The sequence below is a fragment of the Stenotrophomonas genospecies 3 genome, assembly GCF_054473855.1.
Genome location: NZ_JBTMUR010000003.1, coordinates 302396 through 321034 on the forward strand (window position 1 = coordinate 302396; position 18639 = coordinate 321034).

General features: G+C 65.7%; 14 protein-coding genes. 11 read left to right on the plus strand and 3 right to left on the minus strand.

Translation table 11 applies throughout. The features are described 5' to 3' along the window. The first annotated feature begins 22 nt into the window (after positions 1 to 22). Positions 23 to 811, plus strand: coding sequence for an AraC family transcriptional regulator (locus ACX9OT_RS06300; RefSeq protein WP_317217048.1), 789 nt, complete (start codon positions 23 to 25; stop codon positions 809 to 811). A gap of 116 nt (positions 812 to 927) precedes the next feature. On the opposite strand, the gene ACX9OT_RS06305 is transcribed toward ACX9OT_RS06300, so the two are convergent. Genes ACX9OT_RS06305 through ACX9OT_RS06315 form a run of 3 tightly spaced genes read right to left on the minus strand, consistent with a single transcriptional unit; the run spans position 928 to position 4361 of the window. Next, positions 928 to 2574, minus strand: a complete 1647-nt coding sequence (locus ACX9OT_RS06305; RefSeq protein WP_110712888.1) for a pseudouridine synthase — start codon at positions 2572 to 2574, stop codon at positions 928 to 930. Next, positions 2567 to 3442: an SMC-Scp complex subunit ScpB gene (scpB, locus tag ACX9OT_RS06310; protein ID WP_071229738.1), complete on the minus strand. Its 876-nt coding sequence runs from the start codon at positions 3440 to 3442 to the stop codon at positions 2567 to 2569. The genes ACX9OT_RS06305 and scpB overlap by 8 nt, the downstream gene beginning before the upstream one ends. A gap of 13 nt (positions 3443 to 3455) precedes the next feature. Beyond that, positions 3456 to 4361 carry a segregation and condensation protein A gene (locus tag ACX9OT_RS06315; RefSeq protein ID WP_006456456.1) on the minus strand — a complete coding sequence of 302 codons (906 nt, stop codon included), beginning with the start codon at positions 4359 to 4361 and terminating at the stop codon, positions 3456 to 3458. A gap of 375 nt (positions 4362 to 4736) precedes the next feature. On the opposite strand from ACX9OT_RS06315, the gene ACX9OT_RS06320 reads away from it, so the two are divergent. The 10 genes from ACX9OT_RS06320 to ACX9OT_RS06365 all read left to right on the plus strand — a co-directional run bounded on the left by ACX9OT_RS06320 (position 4737) and on the right by ACX9OT_RS06365 (position 18624). Beyond that, entirely contained in the window at positions 4737 to 5036 is a 300-nt protein-coding gene (locus ACX9OT_RS06320) for a YciI family protein (RefSeq protein ID WP_032129789.1), read from the plus strand. After that, positions 5033 to 5308 (plus strand): BolA family protein, encoded by a 276-nt coding sequence (locus ACX9OT_RS06325; protein ID WP_434060509.1) that lies wholly within the window; start codon positions 5033 to 5035, stop codon positions 5306 to 5308. The genes ACX9OT_RS06320 and ACX9OT_RS06325 overlap by 4 nt, the downstream gene beginning before the upstream one ends. Positions 5309 to 5457: 149 nt before the next feature. Further along, positions 5458 to 6495 carry a LacI family DNA-binding transcriptional regulator gene (locus tag ACX9OT_RS06330; RefSeq protein ID WP_189720866.1) on the plus strand — a complete coding sequence of 346 codons (1038 nt, stop codon included), beginning with the start codon at positions 5458 to 5460 and terminating at the stop codon, positions 6493 to 6495. Between the two features lie 76 nt (positions 6496 to 6571). Continuing rightward, entirely contained in the window at positions 6572 to 9658 is a 3087-nt protein-coding gene (locus ACX9OT_RS06335) for a TonB-dependent receptor (protein ID WP_049401101.1), read from the plus strand. Positions 9659 to 9909: 251 nt separating this feature from the next. Beyond that, positions 9910 to 11514 (plus strand): glucoamylase family protein, encoded by a 1605-nt coding sequence (locus ACX9OT_RS06340; RefSeq protein ID WP_032129772.1) that lies wholly within the window; start codon positions 9910 to 9912, stop codon positions 11512 to 11514. A gap of 4 nt (positions 11515 to 11518) precedes the next feature. Then, positions 11519 to 12859 carry a sugar ABC transporter substrate-binding protein gene (locus tag ACX9OT_RS06345; RefSeq protein ID WP_459001448.1) on the plus strand — a complete coding sequence of 447 codons (1341 nt, stop codon included), beginning with the start codon at positions 11519 to 11521 and terminating at the stop codon, positions 12857 to 12859. Then, positions 12856 to 13737 carry a carbohydrate ABC transporter permease gene (locus ACX9OT_RS06350; protein ID WP_032129770.1) on the plus strand — a complete coding sequence of 294 codons (882 nt, stop codon included), beginning with the start codon at positions 12856 to 12858 and terminating at the stop codon, positions 13735 to 13737. The genes ACX9OT_RS06345 and ACX9OT_RS06350 overlap by 4 nt, the downstream gene beginning before the upstream one ends. Further along, positions 13734 to 14570 (plus strand): carbohydrate ABC transporter permease, encoded by an 837-nt coding sequence (locus tag ACX9OT_RS06355; protein ID WP_006378064.1) that lies wholly within the window; start codon positions 13734 to 13736, stop codon positions 14568 to 14570. Before ACX9OT_RS06350 ends, ACX9OT_RS06355 begins: the two co-directional genes overlap by 4 nt. Beyond that, the gene (locus tag ACX9OT_RS06360; RefSeq protein ID WP_154264027.1) at positions 14567 to 17734 is read left to right on the plus strand and encodes a discoidin domain-containing protein; all 3168 of its coding nucleotides are present in this window, start codon (positions 14567 to 14569) and stop codon (positions 17732 to 17734) included. Before ACX9OT_RS06355 ends, ACX9OT_RS06360 begins: the two co-directional genes overlap by 4 nt. Positions 17735 to 17736: 2 nt before the next feature. After that, positions 17737 to 18624, plus strand: coding sequence for an endonuclease/exonuclease/phosphatase family protein (locus ACX9OT_RS06365; RefSeq protein ID WP_459001452.1), 888 nt, complete (start codon positions 17737 to 17739; stop codon positions 18622 to 18624). Positions 18625 to 18639: the final 15 nt, after the last annotated feature.

Consider the following 18639-nt stretch of genomic DNA (forward strand, 5'->3'; position numbering starts at 1 on the left):
CATCGAATACATGAAATAAGACATGGCCTGGTTGCAGCCGGATGCACACTTCGACGCCGATGCCTGGGGCGCTCCGGTGCTGGGTATCGCGGCCTCATTGGCGGATCACGACTCGGGTTGGCACCAGCACGCACGCGCGCAGCTGCTGTACACCCGGCAGGGCTGTACGCGCCTGACCTACGGTGATCGCATCAGCCTGCTGCCGCCCGCGCGCGCCGCGTGGATTCCGGGTGGGCTGCGCCATCGCGCGCAGATGCGCCAGGCGGTCGACTACCGTTCGTTGTACTTCGACGCCAGCCTGTCGGCCCAGCTGCCCCGGCAGCCGGCGATCATCGGCGTGGGTCCGCTGCTGCAGGCCTTGCTGGAGCCGATCGCGCAGGCACCGTTCGACCATGACTGGCAGTCGCCGCGCGCACACCATCAACTGGCGTTGTGCGTGCTGGAAATCGCCGCTGCACCGGTGGCGCCGATGGATCTGCCTCTGCCGCGTGATCCGCGAATCGCACGGTGCTTGCCGCTGGCCGAACAGCTGCCGCCTGAACTGGGGGAGCTGGCCGCGCGCACGGGCCTGAGCGCGCGTACCGTCGGCCGGTTGATGCAGCGTGATACCGGCATGAGCTATCAGGCCTGGCGCCAGCAATGGCGCCTGATGCGGGCCATGGAGTTGCTGCTGCTGGGCCATCGCGTCGCGCACGTGGCCCAGGACACCGGCTTTTCCGCCGAGAGCCCGTTCATCGCCTTCTTCCGCAGCATGACCGGCACCACACCCGCCGCGTTCCAGCGCCACGCAAAAGGGGACGGAGGGGATTAAGTCGCTTTCGCCCCTTCGACACACGCCGTGGCAAAAACGACTTAATCCCCTCCGTCCCCTTTTTAAAGAAAAACCCCGGCCGGAGCCGGGGTTTTTCATTTCAGTCGGATCGCTGATCAGCCGCCGCGCGGGCCGCTGCGGCGCGGGCCGCCCGGACCGCGGTTGCCACCGGGGCCGCCCGGGCCACGGTTGCCACCCGGACCACCGGGACCGCGATTACCGCCCGGACCACGGTTGCCACCGCCCGGACCGCGACCGCCCGGACGGGCGCCCTGTGCCGGCTTCGGGCTGCCATACGGGTTGAAGCCCGGCGTGGCGTGGTCGGACGGGAAGCTCGGGGCATTGCCCGGATGGCCGTACGGGTGCTTGTTGCCCTGGCCCTGCGAGCGGTTGCCGGCTCCGGCCGGACGACCCTGGCCGCCTGCGCCGCCACGGCCTTCACCGCCGAAGCCGCCACGGCCCTGGCCGCCACCGGCGCCAGCACCCGGCCCCTTCGGCTTGCCGTACGGACGGCCCTGGCCGCCTGCGCCCGGACCACGGGCACCCGGGCCACGTGCGCCCGGACCGGCATTGCGATGGCCGCTCGGGCCGGTGCTCACGCCATCCGGCACGTACCAGGTGCGGAACGCGGCCGGATTGCCTTCCGGCAGCGAACGATCGTTCTTCTGGGCACGCTGCTTGAACGGCTTCTGCGACTGCTTGGCTGCCGCTTCACCGCTGACCGTCAGGCCGCCCTTGAAGCCGCCGCCCTTGCCACCGCGACCACGGCCGCGGTCTTCGCGCACGTTGTCGAAGCGACGCAGCTCGCGGCCTTCGTCAGCGGTGTTGTGACCGTTGACGTAGGCGTTGCCGCGGCCACCTTCGCGCACGCGCACGGTGGTCTTGGCGGCGCGGCGCTGGCCGATCACCGGCTGCAGGGTCAGTGCCGACGGTGCGCCTTCTTCCAGCTTCAGCTGCGCGCGCAGGGCTTCAACCTGCGCGGTGCCCAGTTCCACTGAATGGCCACGGGCCAGTTCGCGCGGCAGGCTCACCTTGCCGTAGCGGGTGCGCTTCAGGCGGCTGACCTGGCAGCCCTGCGATTCCCAAAGACGACGCACTTCGCGGTTGCGGCCTTCCTTCACCACGACGCGGAACCAGTCGTGCGAATCGGTGCCGCCGATGCGTTCGATCTCGTCGAACTTGGCCGGGCCGTCTTCCAGTGCCACGCCACGGGTGAGGCGGTCGACGATGGCGTCGGAAACCTTTTCCTCGCCTTCCGGTGCACGCACGCGCACCACGTATTCGCGTTCGACCTCGAACGACGGGTGCATCATGGCGTTGGCCAGTTCACCGTCGGTGGTGGCCAGTAGCAGGCCGGTGGTGTTGATGTCCAGGCGGCCGATCGCGATCCAGCGCGCGCCCTTCAGCGGCGGCAGCGATTCGAACACGGTCGGGCGGCCTTCCGGATCATCGCGGGTGGTCACTTCGCCTTCCGGCTTGTTGTAGACCAGCACGCGCGACGGCTCGGCCAGGGCGGTGGCGACGAAGCCACGGCCATCCAGTTCGATCTTGTCGCCGCTCTTGACCGACATGCCGGTCTGCGCGACTTCACCGTTGACCTTGACCAGGCCTTCGGCGATGCGCTGTTCCAGCGCGCGGCGCGAGCCAAGGCCGGCCTGTGCCAGCACCTTGTGCAGGCGTTCTTCCAACTTGAACTGTTCGGAGGTGGCTTCACGCTTCAGCGAGAGCTTGTTCAACGACAGCTTGCGAGGGGTGTCACTCATCAGTTTTGCTCCGGCCGACGGTTTCGAGGTCGGCCTCTGGTTCGGAATCGGCTTGGTCAACAGCCACGGTCGTCATCGCGACGGCGTTGTCTTCGCGTTCGTTCACTGGCACCGCGCGCTCGCCCGGCGCGGAATCGGGGTGCCCATCATCGAAGGGCGAAGGTGCTTGCTCATCGGAGGCCGACGCAGGGGCTGCATCGACGGAATCAGGGGTGTCACTGCCGGCCTGGCCGGCATCATCGTTTGCGGCAGCGCCTTCGGCGCCGGCCGAGAGGTCAGGGCCATCGGCGCTTGCCGCCGCCGGTGCATCGCGGTCCAGGGACAGCTGGGGTTCCAGCTCGCCCAGGTCCTTCAGTTCCGACAGTGGCGGCAGCTCATCCAATCGCTTCAGGCCGAAATAATCCAGGAAGCCCTTGGTGGTGCCGAACAGCGCCGGCTTGCCGGGTACGTCGCGGTGGCCGACCACGCGGATCCACTCGCGTTCTTCCAACGCCTGGATGATGTTGCTGCTGACCGCCACGCCGCGCACCTGCTCGATCTCGCCGCGGGTGATCGGCTGCCGGTAGGCGATCAGCGCCAGGGTTTCCAGGGTGGCGCGGGTGTAACGGGTCTTGCGTTCGGTCCACAGCCGGCTGATCCAGCCATGCACTTCGCCGGTGACCTGGTAGCGGAAGCCGGAGGCGACCTCGACCAGTTCCACGCCGCGGCCTTCGCAGGCTTCGCGCAGGCGCTCCAGTGCGCGTTCGATGCTGCCCGGCGGTGCCGGTTCCTCTTCCGGGAACAGGTCCTTCAGCTGGGCCAGGGTGAGCGGCTGGCTGGAGGCCAGCAGCGCACCTTCGACAATGCGGTTGATCAGCAATTGATCCATCGGCAGTCAGCGCTCACTCGTCTGCATTGGCGGCGTCGTTGTCGTCGAACTCGCTGCTGAACTGCAGCGGGGCGTTGGTGTTGCCGGCGGCCAGCGATTTCACGTAGATCGGCGCCAGCGGTTCTTCCTGGACGATGTCCAGCAGCTGTTCCTTGGCCAGTTCCAGCACCGCCAGGAACGTGACCAGCACGCCCAGCTTGCCTTCTTCGGCCGTGAACAAGCCTTCAAAACGATAGAACTTGCCATCTTCCAGGCGTCCCAGCACTTCGCCCATGCGTTGCCGCACGCTCAGTGCCTCACGCTTGATGGCGTGGCCGCTGAACAGCTCGGCGCGCTTGAGCACGTCGTGCAGCGCCAGCAGCATCTCCTTCAGGTCCACCGGCGGCGGCAGTTTCACCGTAGCGCGTTCGGGCATGAAGGCATGGGCCAGGCTGGTGTCGCGGTCCTGGCGGGGCAGGGCGTCGATGTCCTCGGCGGCCTGCTTGAAACGTTCGTATTCCTGCAGCCGGCGCACCAGCTCGGCGCGCGGGTCGGCTTCATCGCCTTCCTCGCTGACCGGGCGCGGCAGCAGCATGCGCGACTTCACCTCGGCCAGGATCGCGGCCATCACCAGGTACTCGGCGGCCAGCTCGAAGCGCAGCTCGCGCATCACGGTGATGTATTCCACGTACTGCCGGGTGATCTCGGCGACGGGAATGTCCAGGACATCCAGGTTCTGGCGGCGGATCAGGTACAGCAGCAGGTCCAGCGGGCCTTCGAAGGCATCCAGGATGACTTCCAGCGCGTCCGGCGGAATGTACAGGTCCTGCGGAATCTGCAGGACCGGTTGCCCATGCACCACGGCCAGCGGCATTTCCTGCTGCTGGGGGGCGGGCGGCCGGGTTGGCGGGTTCGCGTCGAGCGCGAGTTCGGAAGTCATCTAATGGACATCAGGATTGCAACGGACCAGTCGCGGCACCGGGTTCGCCGGGCCAACGCCACGGAGCCCCAGGGCACCAGACACGCCGGGATCGGCGCGATTCCACACATATCAAACAGCAGGACGCGCCGTAGGAAACGGCAGCGACGGAACTACGGGGAGGTCGTCTACGTGGCCCGGCCAGGTGGTCCGGTTTGAAGCAGCGGGACGGTCGTCGGGGGCTGCGTTGGCCGCAAAAACCGACGGGCTGCTGCATCCAGCCACGTGCAATGGAGTCTAGGGTAAGCCTTTGTTGCGCCAGTGTCCAGCCGGGCCGGGGCAGGGGCCGCATTGGCTAGAATCTGCGGACCCGACAACGCAAGCGAGGAAATGCCGGTGTGGTATGTGATCGAAGGGTATGACGGCCAGGATGTGCTGGCGCAGCGGCTGCAGGCGCGGCCGGAACACCTGGCGCGGTTGCACGCGCTGCGCGACGAGGGACGCCTGCTGCTGGCCGGCCCCTGCCCGGCGGTGGACAGTGAAGACCCGGGCCCGGCCGGTTTCAGTGGTTCGGTGGTGATCGCGCAGTTCGAGTCGCTGCTGCAGGCCCAGGCCTGGGCCGACGCCGACCCGTACGTGGCCGCCGGCGTCTACACCCGCGTGCAGGTGCGACCGTTCCGGAAGGTGTTGCCGTGAACGCGGAACGGATCTCGCGAATGCGTGATGCGCTGCAGCATGCGCTGGCGCCGAGCGTGCTCGAGATCGAGGACGACAGCCATCGCCACGCCGGCCATGCCGGTGCGCGCGATGGCCGCGGCCATTTCAACGTACATGTGGTCAGTGAACGCTTCGCCGGACTGGGCCCGCTGGCCCGGCATCGCGCGGTGTACGCCGCGCTGGGGACGATGATGGAGACCGATATCCACGCGTTGTCCATCCGCGCGCAGACCCCGTCAGAACAGGGCTGAGCCCTTGTCCCACGCTGTCCTGGCGGGTCCCTGCGGGGGCTCGCTGCAGACAGATTTCCATGTCCATTTCGGGACATTCGCCTAACGGACTGTTTACAAGCCCAGATGGAAACGCTTACATTCCGCGCCAATGCTGGTAGGTCCAAGCCGTGGAGGGCGGCTTCGTGAACAAGGCAGCTATCACAATCAAAGACGTCGCTCGCGAAGCCCGGGTCTCCGTGGCCACGGTTTCCCGCGCGCTCAACGGGCATGAAAATGTCGCCGAACCGGTCCGCCAGCTTGTGCTGGAGGTGGCCGCACGGCTGCGTTACACCCCGCACGCCGCCGCCCGCAGCCTGAGCAGCCGCCGCACCAATACGGTGGGCGTGGTACTGCCTGACCTGTACGGCGAATTCTTCTCCGAACTGATGCGTGGCATCGACAATGTCGCCCGTAGCCGTCGCCAGCACCTGCTGGTGTCCAGCTACCACGGTGACCAGGAGCAGCAGGGCGCGGCCCTGCGCGCCATGCGCGGCCGCGTCGACGGCCTGCTGGTGCTCTCGCCCTATGCCGAGAGCCCCGGTTTCCTGACCGACAACCTGCCGCAGTCGTTGCCGACGGTGTTGATCAACACCTATCTGCCCGGGCAGGACCACCCGGTGCTGAGCATCGACGACCATGCCGGTGCGATGGCGATGACCCGCCATCTGCTTGACGCCGGCCACCGTCGTATCGCTTTCATTTCTGGCCCGGATCTCAACTTCGACGCGCGCGAGCGCCTGCGCGGCTTCCGTGACGCGCTGGCGACTTTTGGCGGTGGCGCCGAGGGCATCGAGCTGCCCGGTGATTTCGACGAAGCTTCCGGCCATCGCGCCGGTCAGGAGTTGCTGGCAGCCGGAGCGCTGCCTGATGCCGTGTTCGCCGCCAACGACATGATGGCCCTGGGATGCCTGTATGCATTCACGCAGGCCGGTGTCCGTGTTCCGACCGATGTCGCCCTGGCGGGTTTCGATGACATTCCACTGGCGCGTTTCGTCCACCCGTCGCTGACCACCATGCAGGTCAGCATCGCCGAGCTCGGCGACCGGGCCATGACGCGCCTGCTGCAGTTGATGGACGGCACCTCCACGGACGGGACAGGGGACAAGCAGACCCTGGTTCCCCGCTTGATAGTTCGCGATTCCACCACTCCGCCATCGGGCCATTGAAGCCAGAGGCGTTCCTTCTTTTTTGATTGATCGCAGGGACCGCGCGAGCGGTCACCGCCACCCGGAGATTGAGTTGATGATGCATACCACCTTCCGCACGCCGGCACGCCGGCTGCTGAGCACCGCACTGGTCAGCTGCCTGATGCTGGCCGCCGCTCCGAACGTCATGGCGCAGTCGGCCAATGCCAGCCTGCGCGGCCAGGTTTCCGGCGCCCAGGCCGGCGCCGAAGTGACCGCCACCAACCTGGCCACCGGCACCGTCCGTCGCGGCACCGTCCGTGCCGATGGCAGCTACTCGCTGATGGGCCTGGACCCGGGCACCTATGACGTGGTCGCCAACGGCCAGTCGCAGAAGGTCACCGTCACCGTGGCCTCGACTGCTACCCTGAACTTCGCCGGTGCCGCCAGCAGCACCCCGGGTTCGACCGCGGCCACCAACCTGGACACCGTCAACGTTGTCGCACCGACCCTGCTGCAGGAAGTGCGCACGTCCGAAGTCGGCAAGACCGTCAGCCTGCAGCAGATCCAGACCACGCCGCAGGTCTCGCGCAACTTCCTGGAGTTCGCCGACGCGGTGCCGGGCATGATCTTCACACGCGATGCCAAGGGCAACACCTCGCTGCGTGGCGGTGCCACCAACTCCGACGGCACCAACGTCTATATCGATGGTGTGGGCCAGAAGAGCTACGTCAAGGGTGGCGGCATCTCCGGCCAGTCCGGCAGTGCGGGCAACCCGTTCCCGCAGCTGGCCATCGGTGAGTACAAGGTCATCACCGGCAACTACAAGGCCGAGTACGGCCAGGTGTCCAGCGCCGCGATCACGGCTGCGACCAAGTCGGGTACCAACGAGTTCAAGGGTGAGACCTTCTACCGTTATACCAACGAAAGCATGCGTGCGATGACCCCGGCCGAACGCCAGCCGGGCAAGAGCAAGGAAGACTCGGCCGAGAAGGAATACGGCTTCGCGCTGGGTGGCCCGATCATCAAGGACAAGGCCCATTTCTTCGTCACCTATGAAGCCAAGCGCTTCGATCTGCCGGTGACCATCGCGCCGGACGGTGCCGTCACTCCGTCGGCCGCCAATCTGCCCGCCGATGGTCTCGCAGGTCTCGGCCCGGCCAGCCAGCCGTTCCAGCAGGACCTGATCTTCGCCAAGATCGACTTCGAGCCGACTGACAACGATCGCATCGAACTGACCTTCCAGGACCGCGACGAAACCCAGCAGCAGTTCAGTGGCCAGACCGCGAAGGTACACGGCAAGGTCGTGGACAACACCGACCGCCGTTATGCGCTGCGCTGGAACCACAGCGGTGAGCGTTTCTACAACGAGTTGATGGTGACCCACGAGGAGGCCTTCAACAATCCGCTGCCGTTGACCATGGGCAACGGCATCATCTACACCGCACCGGATTTCGGCGACTCGGACGCCAACCGCCCGCAGGAGAAGACGCTCGTCCAGGTTGGCGCGGCTGATGCCTTCGCCTCGCAGGTGAAGGGCCAGAAGGGCTGGGCGATCGAGGACAACCTGACCCTGGACGGCCTGCAGTGGGCGGGCGACCACACCATCAAGATGGGCGCCAAGTACAAGCAGATCGACCTGTACGCTTCCGACGCGGCGCAGATCAACCCTCAGTTCTCCTACACCATCGACAACCCGGCGTTCCCCTCGAGCACGCCGTATAAGGCGCAGTTCACCAAGGCCAGCACCGGCGTCACCGGCGTGCAGTCCGAAGTGCGCGCCAAGGTCAAGCAGATCGGCTTGTTCATCCAGGACGACTGGCAGGTCAATGACCACCTGCAGCTGAATATCGGCCTGCGCTGGGACTACGAAAAGAACCCGGTCTACACCGATTTCGTGACCCCGCCGGAGGTAGTGAAGGCCCTGTTCTCGCAGGATCCGAACGCGCCGGCGGGCGTGTCCCAGACCTATGCGCAGACGCTGGCGCTCAGCGGGCTGAACGTCAACGACTACATCAGCACCGGCCACAACCGCAAGAACTTCAAGAACGCCTGGCAGCCGCGCCTGGGCTTCTCGTATGACGTCAATGCCGACGAACGGCACGTGTTCCATGGTGGCGCCGGCCGTTCCTATGACCGCGACCTGTTCGACAACCTGGCACTGGAAACCACCAAGCTGGCACTGCCGCAGCCGACCGTTTACTTCCGCAACCCGGCCACCGGCAACTGCATGTACGGCCAGACTCCGTGCTTTGACTGGAACCCGAACCTGATGAACGGCATCGAGAACGTGCAGGCACTGCTGGGTTCCACCAGCAATGAAGGCATGGAAGTCGATCTGCTGAACAACAACATGAAGGTGCCGTACGCCGACCAGTTCAGCCTGGGCATGAGCAACCAGTTCGGTGAGTGGCTGACCGACGCGACGATTTCTCGCACGCTGACCTATGATGGGTTCGCCTTTACCCTGGGCAACCGCTTCAACAACGGCAACTTCTTCGATAACCAGATGCTGTGTGGTGCCAAGGAGCCGACCTACGGCCAGCCGTGGAACTGCAACATTCCGGGCTTCGGCAGCCTGATCATCGGCCAGCAGGGCATCAAGACCCGTTCCACCCAGGTGCTGCTGTCGGCGCAGAAGCCGTACAGCAAGGAAAGCGGTTGGGGCACCTCGATCGCCTATACCTGGACCAACGCGCGTCACAACCGAAACATCAACGAGCATTACTCGTTCGATCGCGGCACCATCGGTGAGTACCCGACCATCAAGTCCAACGGCGCGCCGCGCCATCGCCTGGTGGTCACCGGCTCGTATGACGGCTTCTGGGGCATCACCTTTGGCGGCAAGCTGACCCTGGCCACGCCTACCCCGGGCAATGACTGGTCCTGCATCGCGCAGGCTGGCACTGCCAACTGCCTGCCGACTCCGGCCGCGGGTACTCCGGGTGGCAATGGCCGCTTCCTGCTCGGTGGCAAGATCTTCGGCTACCGCTCGCTGGACCTGCAGGCGACCAAGACCTTCAAGCTGGCCGGCGATACCGAGCTGTATGCGCGTATCGACATCATCAACGTGCTCAACTTCGACAACTTCTCGAACCTGAACTACGTGAAGAGCGATGGCAAGCTGCTGGTGAGCTACAACGAGACCGGCGATGTGATCGGTACCCCGCGTCAGGTGAAGGCCGAAGTGGGCTTCCGCTTCTAAGCGGATCCACCTGAAGCAATACCCCGATGCCGCCGCTCCGCCGGCGGCATCGGCAGGAAGAAAAAAGGCAATGGCCGGCCCCGTGCCGGTCCATTGCCCATGCCGCTGCGGGCCAGGCGGCAGCGGCATGGGCAATGATCGCGGTGTCAAACCACGTTTTTCGTGGTTTTTTCAGAACGCATCTTGTAAACGATTTCAGATCATTGGACGGTATGCTTTCCCATCGATCAGACCACCGGAGAAATCGCGCCATGCAGGCACGCCATCTGTTGTCCGCCGCAGCGTTGAGCCTGGCCGTGGCCGCCTGCCAGCCGGCCCAGCAGGAACCTGCCAAGCCGCGGCCGCCGGTGATCCTGATCGAGGCCGACGCACCGCCGCGGCCGATGAAGCCGGTGCTGCCGCCGCTGTTCGATGACATCGAGCGGCGTACCTTCCAGTTCTTCTGGGATACCACCAATGAGATCAACGGCCTGACCCCGGACCGCTATCCGTCGCGGCCGTTCGCCAGCATCGCCTCGGTCGGCTTCGCGCTGACCGCCTATCCGATCGGCATCGAGAACGGCTGGGTCAGCCGCAACCAGGCGATCGACCGCACCCTGACCACGCTGAAGTTCTTCCGCGACGTGCCGATGGGGCCGCAGCGCACCGGCAAGGCCGGCTACAAGGGCTTCTACTACCACTTCCTGGACATGCAGGAAGGGCGTCGCTACGACAGCTGGGTTGAACTGTCCTCGGTGGATACCGCGCTGTTGATGATGGGCGTGCTGTTCGCGCAGTCGTACTACGACGGTGACGATCCGCGCGAGAAGGAGATCCGCCAGATCGCCGACACGTTGTACAAGAAGGTCGACTGGCCGTGGCTGCAGCAGCGTGCGCCGCTGATCTCGATGGGCTGGTTCCCGGAGAGCGGCTTCATCGACCACGACTGGATGGGCTACAACGAGGCGATGATGGTCTACATCCTCGCCCTGGGGTCGCCGACGCACCCGGTCAGCCCGGATGCGTGGACGGTGTGGACGCGCACCTACGACAACGACTGGGGCGTCTACCAGGGCCAGGAATACCTGTCGTTCGGCCCGCTGTTCGGCCACCAGTACAGCCATGTCTGGATCGACTTCCGCGATATCCAGGACGCGTACATGCGCGAGCGCGGCAGCACCTACTTCCTCAACAGCCGCTCGGCTGCGCTGGCCCAGCGCGAGTACGCCATCGCCAACCCGATGCAGTGGAAGGACTATGGCGAGAACGTATGGGGCCTGACCGCCAGCGACGGCCCGCAGAACACCACCCAGGAGTACCGCGGCGAGCAGCGCCAGTTCCGCCACTACTCCTCGCGCGGCGCCGGCCTGCGCGAGAACTTCGATGACGGCACCATCGCCCCGACCGCCGCGATCGCCTCGGTGGTGTTCGCGCCCGAGCAGGTGATCCCGGCCACGCTGGAAATGCACAAGCGCTACGGCGACTACATCTATTCCAGCTACGGTTTCCTGGATTCGTTCAACCCCAGCTTCAACTACGACATCCCGATCAAGACCGGTCGCCTGGTGCCGGATCGCGGCTGGGTCGCCAGCGATTACATCGCCATCGACCAAGGCCCGATCCTGACCATGATCGCCAACTACCGCGATGACTTCGTCTGGGAAGTGATGAAGAAGAACCCGTACATCCGCAAGGGCCTGGAACGGGCCGGGTTCAGCGGTGGCTGGCTGGCACCGGAAGGTTCGTTCCAGCCGCTGGAACTGCAGAAAGACGAAAAGGCCGCGGCGGCACGCGCGGTGGGTATCGCCGAATCACGCGCGGCTGCCGCGCAGGAACAGAAGAACAATGCCAACCGCAATACAGGCCAGGGCAAGTAACCCGATGCCGAACTGGATCGACCGCCTGCGCCGCTGGGCGCTGCCTGCCCTGGCCGTGTTGGCCGTGGCCGGCTGCGCCCGTACCGAACCGGGCACCACCACCGTGCGCTTCTGGGCGATGGGACGCGAGGCGGAGGTGGTCAGCGAGCTGATCCATGAATTCGAGGCCGAGAATCCGGGCATCAAGGTGGATGTGCAGAACATTCCGTGGACCGCCGCGCACGAGAAGCTGCTGACCGCGTTCGCCGCGGACGGCCTGCCGGACGTGTGCCAGCTGGGCAACACCTGGGTGCCGGAGTTCGCCGAACTGGACGCGCTGACGCCGCTGCAGCCGTTCGTGCAGCGTTCGTCCGTGGTCGACCCGAAGGACTATTTCCAGGGCATCTGGGATACCAATGTGATCCACGGCGAACTGGTAGGCGTGCCGTGGTATGTCGATACCCGCCTGATCTACTACCGCAAGGACCTGCTGGCCAAGGCCGGCTACGACCACCCGCCGCGCACCTGGCAGGAGTGGGACGAGCAGATGGCGGCGATCAAGCGCATGCAGGGCCCGAACCGCTATGCGGTGCTGATGCCGATCAACGAGTTCGAGCAGCAGCTGTCGCTGGCACTGCAGCAGCCTGATCCGTTGCTGCGCGACGACGACACCCGCGGCAATTTCGCCAGCCCGGGCTTCCGTCGCACGCTGGCCTTCTACGCCAACATGTTCGAGCAGGGCTGGGCGCCGAAGATGTCCGAGACGCAGATCTCCAACGTCTGGGATGAGTTCTTCCGTGGCTTCAACGTGTTCTACATTTCCGGCCCCTGGAACATCCGCGAGTTCAAGAAGCTGCAGCCGAAGGAACTTGAAGGGCAGTGGGGTACGGCCGCGCTGCCGGGTCCGGACGGCCCGGGCGCCGGTATTGCCGGTGGTACCAGCCTGGTGATCTTCCGCAAGTCGCAGCAGAAGGCGGCGTCGTGGAAGCTGATCGAGTTCCTGTCGCGACCCGAAATCCAGGCGCGCTTCCATTCGATCATCGGCGACCTGCCGCCGCGCCGCAGTACCTGGAATGCGCCGTCGCTGGCCAACGATCCGCTGGCCGCTGCGTTCCGTGACCAGCTGGAGCGGGTCAAGCCGACGCCGAAGGTGCTTGAGTGGGAGCGCATCGTGCAGGAAATGCGCATCGTCACCGAGAAGGTGGTGCGTGGTGGCCTGGCGCAGGACAAGGCCGTGGAAGAGCTGGACCAGCGCGTGGACAAGGTGCTGGCCAAGCGCCGCTGGATGCATGAACAACAACGCCTGCAGCAGCGCGTGCCGTCGCCGCAATCGAGCAGTGTCGTGGCCGCCGGGAGCGCGCAATGAAACGTACCTCGCTTGCCGGCTGGGTTTTCGCCGGTCCCTCGCTGATCGTGCTGGGCATGTTCTTCGGCCTGCCGGTCGCCTCGGCGCTGGCGCTGAGCGTGACCGACTTCGACCTCTATGCCTTGGCAGACAGCAGCAACCTGCGCTTCGTCGGCCTCGGCAACTACATCGATCTGCTGCAGACGCCGATGTTCTGGAAGTCGCTGTGGAACACCACCTACTTCGTGTTGATCGGCGTGCCGTTGTCGATCGGCGTGTCGCTGGGCGCAGCGATGCTGCTGAATGCACCTGCCGCGCGTTTCAAGGCCTTGTTCCGCACCGCGCTGTTCGCGCCGGTGGTGACCACACTGGTGGCAGTGGCGGTGATCTGGCGCTACCTGTTCCATACCAGCTACGGCCTGGTGAACTACGGCCTGGGCCACCTGGGCATCAGCCCGATCGACTGGCTGGGTGATCCCAACTGGGCGATGCCGACCATCATGCTGTTCGCAGTGTGGAAGAACTTCGGCTACAACATGGTGATCTTCCTGGCCGGACTGCAGGCCATCCCGCATGACCTGTACGAGGCCGCCCGCATCGACGGTGCCTCGCGCTGGAAGCAGTTCCTGCACATCACCCTGCCGATGCTCGGCCCGGTGCTGCTGGTGGTCGGGGTGATCACCGTGTCCGGCTACTTCCAGCTGTTCGCCGAACCGTATGTGATGACCCGCGGCGACCCACTGCAGAGCACCGTCAGCGTGCTGTATTTCATGTTCGAGGAAGGCTTCAAGTGGTGGAACCTGGGACGCGCCTCCGCGGTGGCGTTCCTGCTGTTCCTGATCATCCTGGCGGTGACCACCGTGATGCTGCGTTTCGGCCGCAAGAGGCAGTTGGTATGAGTCGTGAAATCGGCCAGTCGCGCTGGTACCCGTGGTTGATCAATGGTGCGTTGCTGGTGCTGGCCCTGGTCAGCCTGGCACCGCTGCTGTGGATGCTCTCGGTTTCGTTCATGCCGCAGGGCGAGGCGACCCATTTCCCGCCACCGCTGCTGCCATCCAGCATCACCACGCGCAACTACCATGAGTTGTTCGCGCGCACCGGCATGGGCGGCAACTTCGCCAACAGCCTGCTGGTGTCGGTCGGCATCACCCTGGGTTCGCTGCTGCTCAACACCATGGCCGGCTATGCCTTCGCCAAGCTCAACTTCGTCGGCCGCGAGCGCCTGTTCCAGGTGCTGATGGCGGCGCTGGTGATTCCGGCCCAGGTGGCGATGCTACCGCTGTTCCTGCTGATGAAGCAGCTCGGTCTGGTCAACAGTTTCGGCGGCGTGATCGTGCCGGCGCTGGCCAGCGTGTTCGGCATCTTCCTGGTGCGCCAGTACGCGCGTTCCATTCCGGACGAACTGCTGGAAGCGGCCCGCATCGACGGGGCAGGGGAGCTGCGGATCTTCTTCCAGATCGTGCTGCCGATGCTCAAGCCGGTGCTGGTGACCCTGGCGATCTTCACCTTCATGGGTGCATGGAACGATTTCATGTGGCCGTTGATCGTGTTGACCGACCAGGAGCACTACACTTTGCCGGTGGCGCTGGCCACCCTCTCGCGCGAGCACATCATGGACGTGGAAATGATGATGGCCGGCGCGGTGGTCACCGTGGTTCCGGTGCTGGCGCTGTTCCTGGTGCTGCAGCGGTACTACATCCAAGGTCTGTTGTTGGGGAGCGTCAAAGGATGAAGCGAGCGATCGCCGTTGGACTGGGCCTGTTGTGGACCTCCCTGGCGATCGCCGCACCTCCGGCGCTGCCGGCACCGAAGGTGCTGGACGATTTCGACGACATCGCAGCCTGGAAGCTGGTGCTGTCCGACCAGGTCAGCGGTTCGCTGCGGCCGGTCAGCGGCGCCGGTGGTGGCCGCGCGCTGTGCCTGGACTATGACTTCCACGATGTCTCCGGTTACGTCGGCATCCGCCGCGCGCTGAACATCGACTACCCGGTCAATTACCGTTTCGGTTTCCAGCTGCGCGGTGATTCACCGGGCAACGACCTGCAGTTCAAGCTGATCGATGCCAGCGGCGACAACGTCTGGTGGGTCAATCGTCCCGGCTACAGTTTCCCCAAGGCGTGGACGCCGGTCGAGTACCGCCGCCGCCAGATCGACAAGGCGTGGGGGCCGTCGCCCGAGAAAGAAATGGCACGCAGCGCTGCGGTCGAGTTCACGATCTACAGCAAGGTCGGCGGCCGCGGCACAGTGTGCTTCGACAAGCTGACCCTGCAGGGCCTGCCAGCCCAGGATGACTCGGCGCTGGTGCCGTCGGTGATCGCCGATACCGCCACCGCGCTGCAGGACCGCATGATCGACGGCAAGAGCGATACGTTCTGGATCAGCGGTGGCGTCAAGCAACAGACCATCAGCCTGGACCTGCACAAGAGCCGCGAGATCGGTGGTGCGGTGATCGACTGGCTGCCGAACCTGGAAGCCCGCCGCTATACCGTGCGCACCTCCGAGGATGGCCGCGACTGGCGCACCGTGCGCGAAGTCACCAGTGGTGCCGGTGGCCGCGACTGGCTGGCGCTGCCGGACACCGATGCGCGCTACGTGCGCTTCGATCTGCAGGACGGCCCGAACTGGCGCTACGGCATCCGCGACATCGCGCTCAAGCCGCTGGCCTTTGCTTCCACCCCGAACGCATTCCTGTCCTCGGTCGCCGCCGACCTGCCACGGGGCTCGCTGCCTCGTGCCTATGTGGGCGAGCAGCCGTACTGGACCCTGCTCGGCCTTGATGGTGGCCAGGAACAGGCATTGATCAGCGAGGATGGCGCACTGGAGCCGGCCAAGGGCAGCTTCAGCATCGAGCCGTTCATCCGCCTCGATGGCAAGCTGCTGGACTGGTCGAAGGTGGCCATCACCCAGTCGCTGCAGGATCACTACCTGCCGATCGCCAACGTCGACTGGGTGCATGAGAAGGTCGGCCTGGCAGTGACCAGCTTCGTGCAGGGTACGCCGGAGCGCGCGCAGCTGATCGGCCGCTACCGTCTTAGCAATCCGGACAAGGTCGCGCACGAGTACACCCTGGCGCTGGCGATCCGCCCGTGGCAGGTCAACCCGCCCACCCAGTTCCTCAACACCGTCGGTGGTTTCAGCCGCATCGATGCACTGGATGTGGGTGAGCAGCTGGTGCGGGTCAACGGTGAGCCGCGCATCTACCCGCTGCAGGTGCCGGACGCGCGCTTTGCCAGTACGTTCGACGGCAAGCTTGATGCGATGCATCTGGAAAGCGGCACATACCCGGCGACCACAGCGGTGAAGGACAGCACCGGCATGGCGTCGGGTGCGCTGATGTACACGATCAAGCTGGAGCCCGGCCAGAGCCGTGAAGTGGCGGTGGTGCTGCCACAGACCGGTGGCTGGGCACCGCAGGCGCTGGACGTGGCCAAGGCGCAGGCGCAGGTGGCCGAGCAGTGGCGCAAGAAGCTGGGCGTGGTCTCGCTGCAGGTGCCGGCTGCGGGCCAGGCGCTGGTGGATACCCTGCGCACCGCGGTCGCGCACATGCTGATCTCGCGCGTCGGCCCACGCCTGCAGCCGGGCACGCGTTCGTATGCGCGCAGCTGGATCCGCGATGGCGCGATGATTTCCGAGGGCCTGCTGCGCATGGGCCGCAGTGATGCGGTGCGCGACTACATCAACTGGTATGCGCCGTATCAGTTCGAGAACGGCAAGGTGCCGTGCTGCGTCGATGCCCGCGGCAGCGACCCGGTGCCGGAGAACGACAGCCATGGCGAGTTGATCTACAGCATCGCCGAGTACGGGCGCTACACCGGCGACAGTACTTTCACCGAGCTGATGTGGCCGCATGTGCAGGGCGCCTACGGCTACATGGAGCAACTGCGCGCCAGCGAGCGCACCGAGGAGAACCGGGCACGCAACCCGGCCTTCTACGGCATGATGCCGGCCTCGATCAGCCACGAAGGCTATTCGGCCAAGCCGATGCACTCGTACTGGGACAACTTCTGGGCACTGCGCGGCTACAAGGACGCAGCCCTGCTGGCGACCCAGCTGGGCAAGGTCGAGGCGATGCAGATCGCCGAGTCGCGCGACCAGTTCCGGGATGATCTGCAGGCCTCGCTGCTGTCGGCGATGCAGCAGCACAACATCGACTACCTGCCGGGCTCGGCCGAGCTGGGTGACTTCGACGCGACGTCGACGACCATCGCGCTGGCCCCGGGCGGCGAACAGGGCAGGTTGCCGCAGCAGGCGCTGGAGGCGACCTTCGAACGCTACTGGAACGAGTTCGTTGCCCGTCGCGACGGCAAGCGCGAGTGGAAGGACTACACCCCGTACGAGTGGCGCAACGTGGCCGCGTTCGTGCGCCTGGGCTGGCGCGATCGCGCCTGGCAGGCCACCGAGTTCTTCTTCAAGGACCGCGCACCGCAGGCCTGGAACCAGTGGGCCGAAGTGGTTTCGCGCACGCCGCGCAGGCCGTTCTTCGTCGGTGACCTGCCGCATGCCTGGGTGGCCTCGGACTTCGTGCGCTCGGCCTTGGACATGTTCGCCTACAACCGCGACATGGACGAGTCACTGGTGCTGGCCGCCGGCGTACCGACCGCGTGGCTGCAGGGCGAGGGCATCGCCGTGCAAGGCCTGCGTACGCCGCAGGGCCAGCTCAACTACCGCCTGCAGCGCAGCGACAAGCAGCTGGTGCTGGAGGTGCAGCCGGGCCTGGTGCCACCGGTGGGAGGCGTGGTGTTGCCGTGGCCATACGCCGGTGATCCGGGCGAGGCGAGTATCAACGGCGAAGCAGCCGAGTGGGTCAACAAGGAACTGCACGTGCACCAGCTGCCGGCGCGGGTTGAGATCGACGTACCGAGCGCAGTGCGCCGCGCCGAACGCAAGGGGCAGTAACGATGAAGCAACAGGGGGCAGGGGTGCGCACGTCGGTGCGTGCCTTGGGGCTGGCAATTGCATTGGCAGTGCCGGGCGTGATGATGGCGGCCGAGCCGGCTGCCGCGAACGCGGCGCCCGACGTTGCCAGCGCAGCGGGCATGAGCATGGTCACCTTCAACCTGCATCATGATCGCGAGGACTGGCCGAGCCGCCGGCGCAGCATCGTTGCCGAACTCAAGCGCCTGCAGCCCGATGCGATTGCCCTGCAGGAGGTGATCCAGCGCCGTACCCTGCGCAACCAGGCGCAGTGGCTGGCCAGCCAGCTCGGCTACACGTATCTGTTCGTTTCCACCGATCCGGTCGGGGCACCGAAGCGCTATGGCAATGCGCTGCTGACCCGGCGCCCGGTGCTGGCCCGGAACGATCACCTGCTGTTGCCGCTGGACGACTACCGCACCGTGGCTCACCTGCGCATCGACGTCGACGGTACGCCGGTGAACGTCTACGCCACGCATCTGAACGAGCGCAGCGATGAGAGTGGGCAGCGCATCCGTCGCACCCAGGTCGAGGACCTGCTGCGCTTCATCACCACGACGTCGGCCGGTGCGCCGGTGGTGATCGCGGGCGACTTCAATGCGCTGGTGGATGCCGGTGACCTGAGCGAGCTGCGCAGCCACTACGGCGACAGCTACGGCAGCGTGCACGTCAATACCGACCTGTCCGGGGTCAGTACGCTCAACCGCCACTATTACCAGGCGCCGTCGCGGATCGACCACATCTTCTTCCAGCAGGACGAGATGGTCGCGCGCGAGGCGAAGCTGCTGTTCGACCAGCCCGATGACAGTGGACGCTGGGCCTCGGACCACTACGGCGTGTGGACCCGCCTGCAGTTCGCACCGAAGCCCTGACGGAGCAGGCTCCGG

Coding starts and splice junctions, on each gene's coding strand:
- ACX9OT_RS06300 (WP_317217048.1), top strand. CDS start 23: ATGGCCTGGTTGCAGCCGGATGCACACTTCGACGCCGATGCCTGGGGC.
- ACX9OT_RS06365 (WP_459001452.1), top strand. CDS start 17,737: ATGAAGCAACAGGGGGCAGGGGTGCGCACGTCGGTGCGTGCCTTGGGG.
- ACX9OT_RS06335 (WP_049401101.1), top strand. CDS start 6,572: ATGATGCATACCACCTTCCGCACGCCGGCACGCCGGCTGCTGAGCACC.
- scpB (WP_071229738.1), bottom strand. CDS start 3,442: ATGGATCAATTGCTGATCAACCGCATTGTCGAAGGTGCGCTGCTGGCC.
- ACX9OT_RS06315 (WP_006456456.1), bottom strand. CDS start 4,361: ATGACTTCCGAACTCGCGCTCGACGCGAACCCGCCAACCCGGCCGCCC.
- ACX9OT_RS06360 (WP_154264027.1), top strand. CDS start 14,567: ATGAAGCGAGCGATCGCCGTTGGACTGGGCCTGTTGTGGACCTCCCTG.
- ACX9OT_RS06340 (WP_032129772.1), top strand. CDS start 9,910: ATGCAGGCACGCCATCTGTTGTCCGCCGCAGCGTTGAGCCTGGCCGTG.
- ACX9OT_RS06345 (WP_459001448.1), top strand. CDS start 11,519: ATGCCGAACTGGATCGACCGCCTGCGCCGCTGGGCGCTGCCTGCCCTG.
- ACX9OT_RS06305 (WP_110712888.1), bottom strand. CDS start 2,574: ATGAGTGACACCCCTCGCAAGCTGTCGTTGAACAAGCTCTCGCTGAAG.
- ACX9OT_RS06355 (WP_006378064.1), top strand. CDS start 13,734: ATGAGTCGTGAAATCGGCCAGTCGCGCTGGTACCCGTGGTTGATCAAT.
- ACX9OT_RS06350 (WP_032129770.1), top strand. CDS start 12,856: ATGAAACGTACCTCGCTTGCCGGCTGGGTTTTCGCCGGTCCCTCGCTG.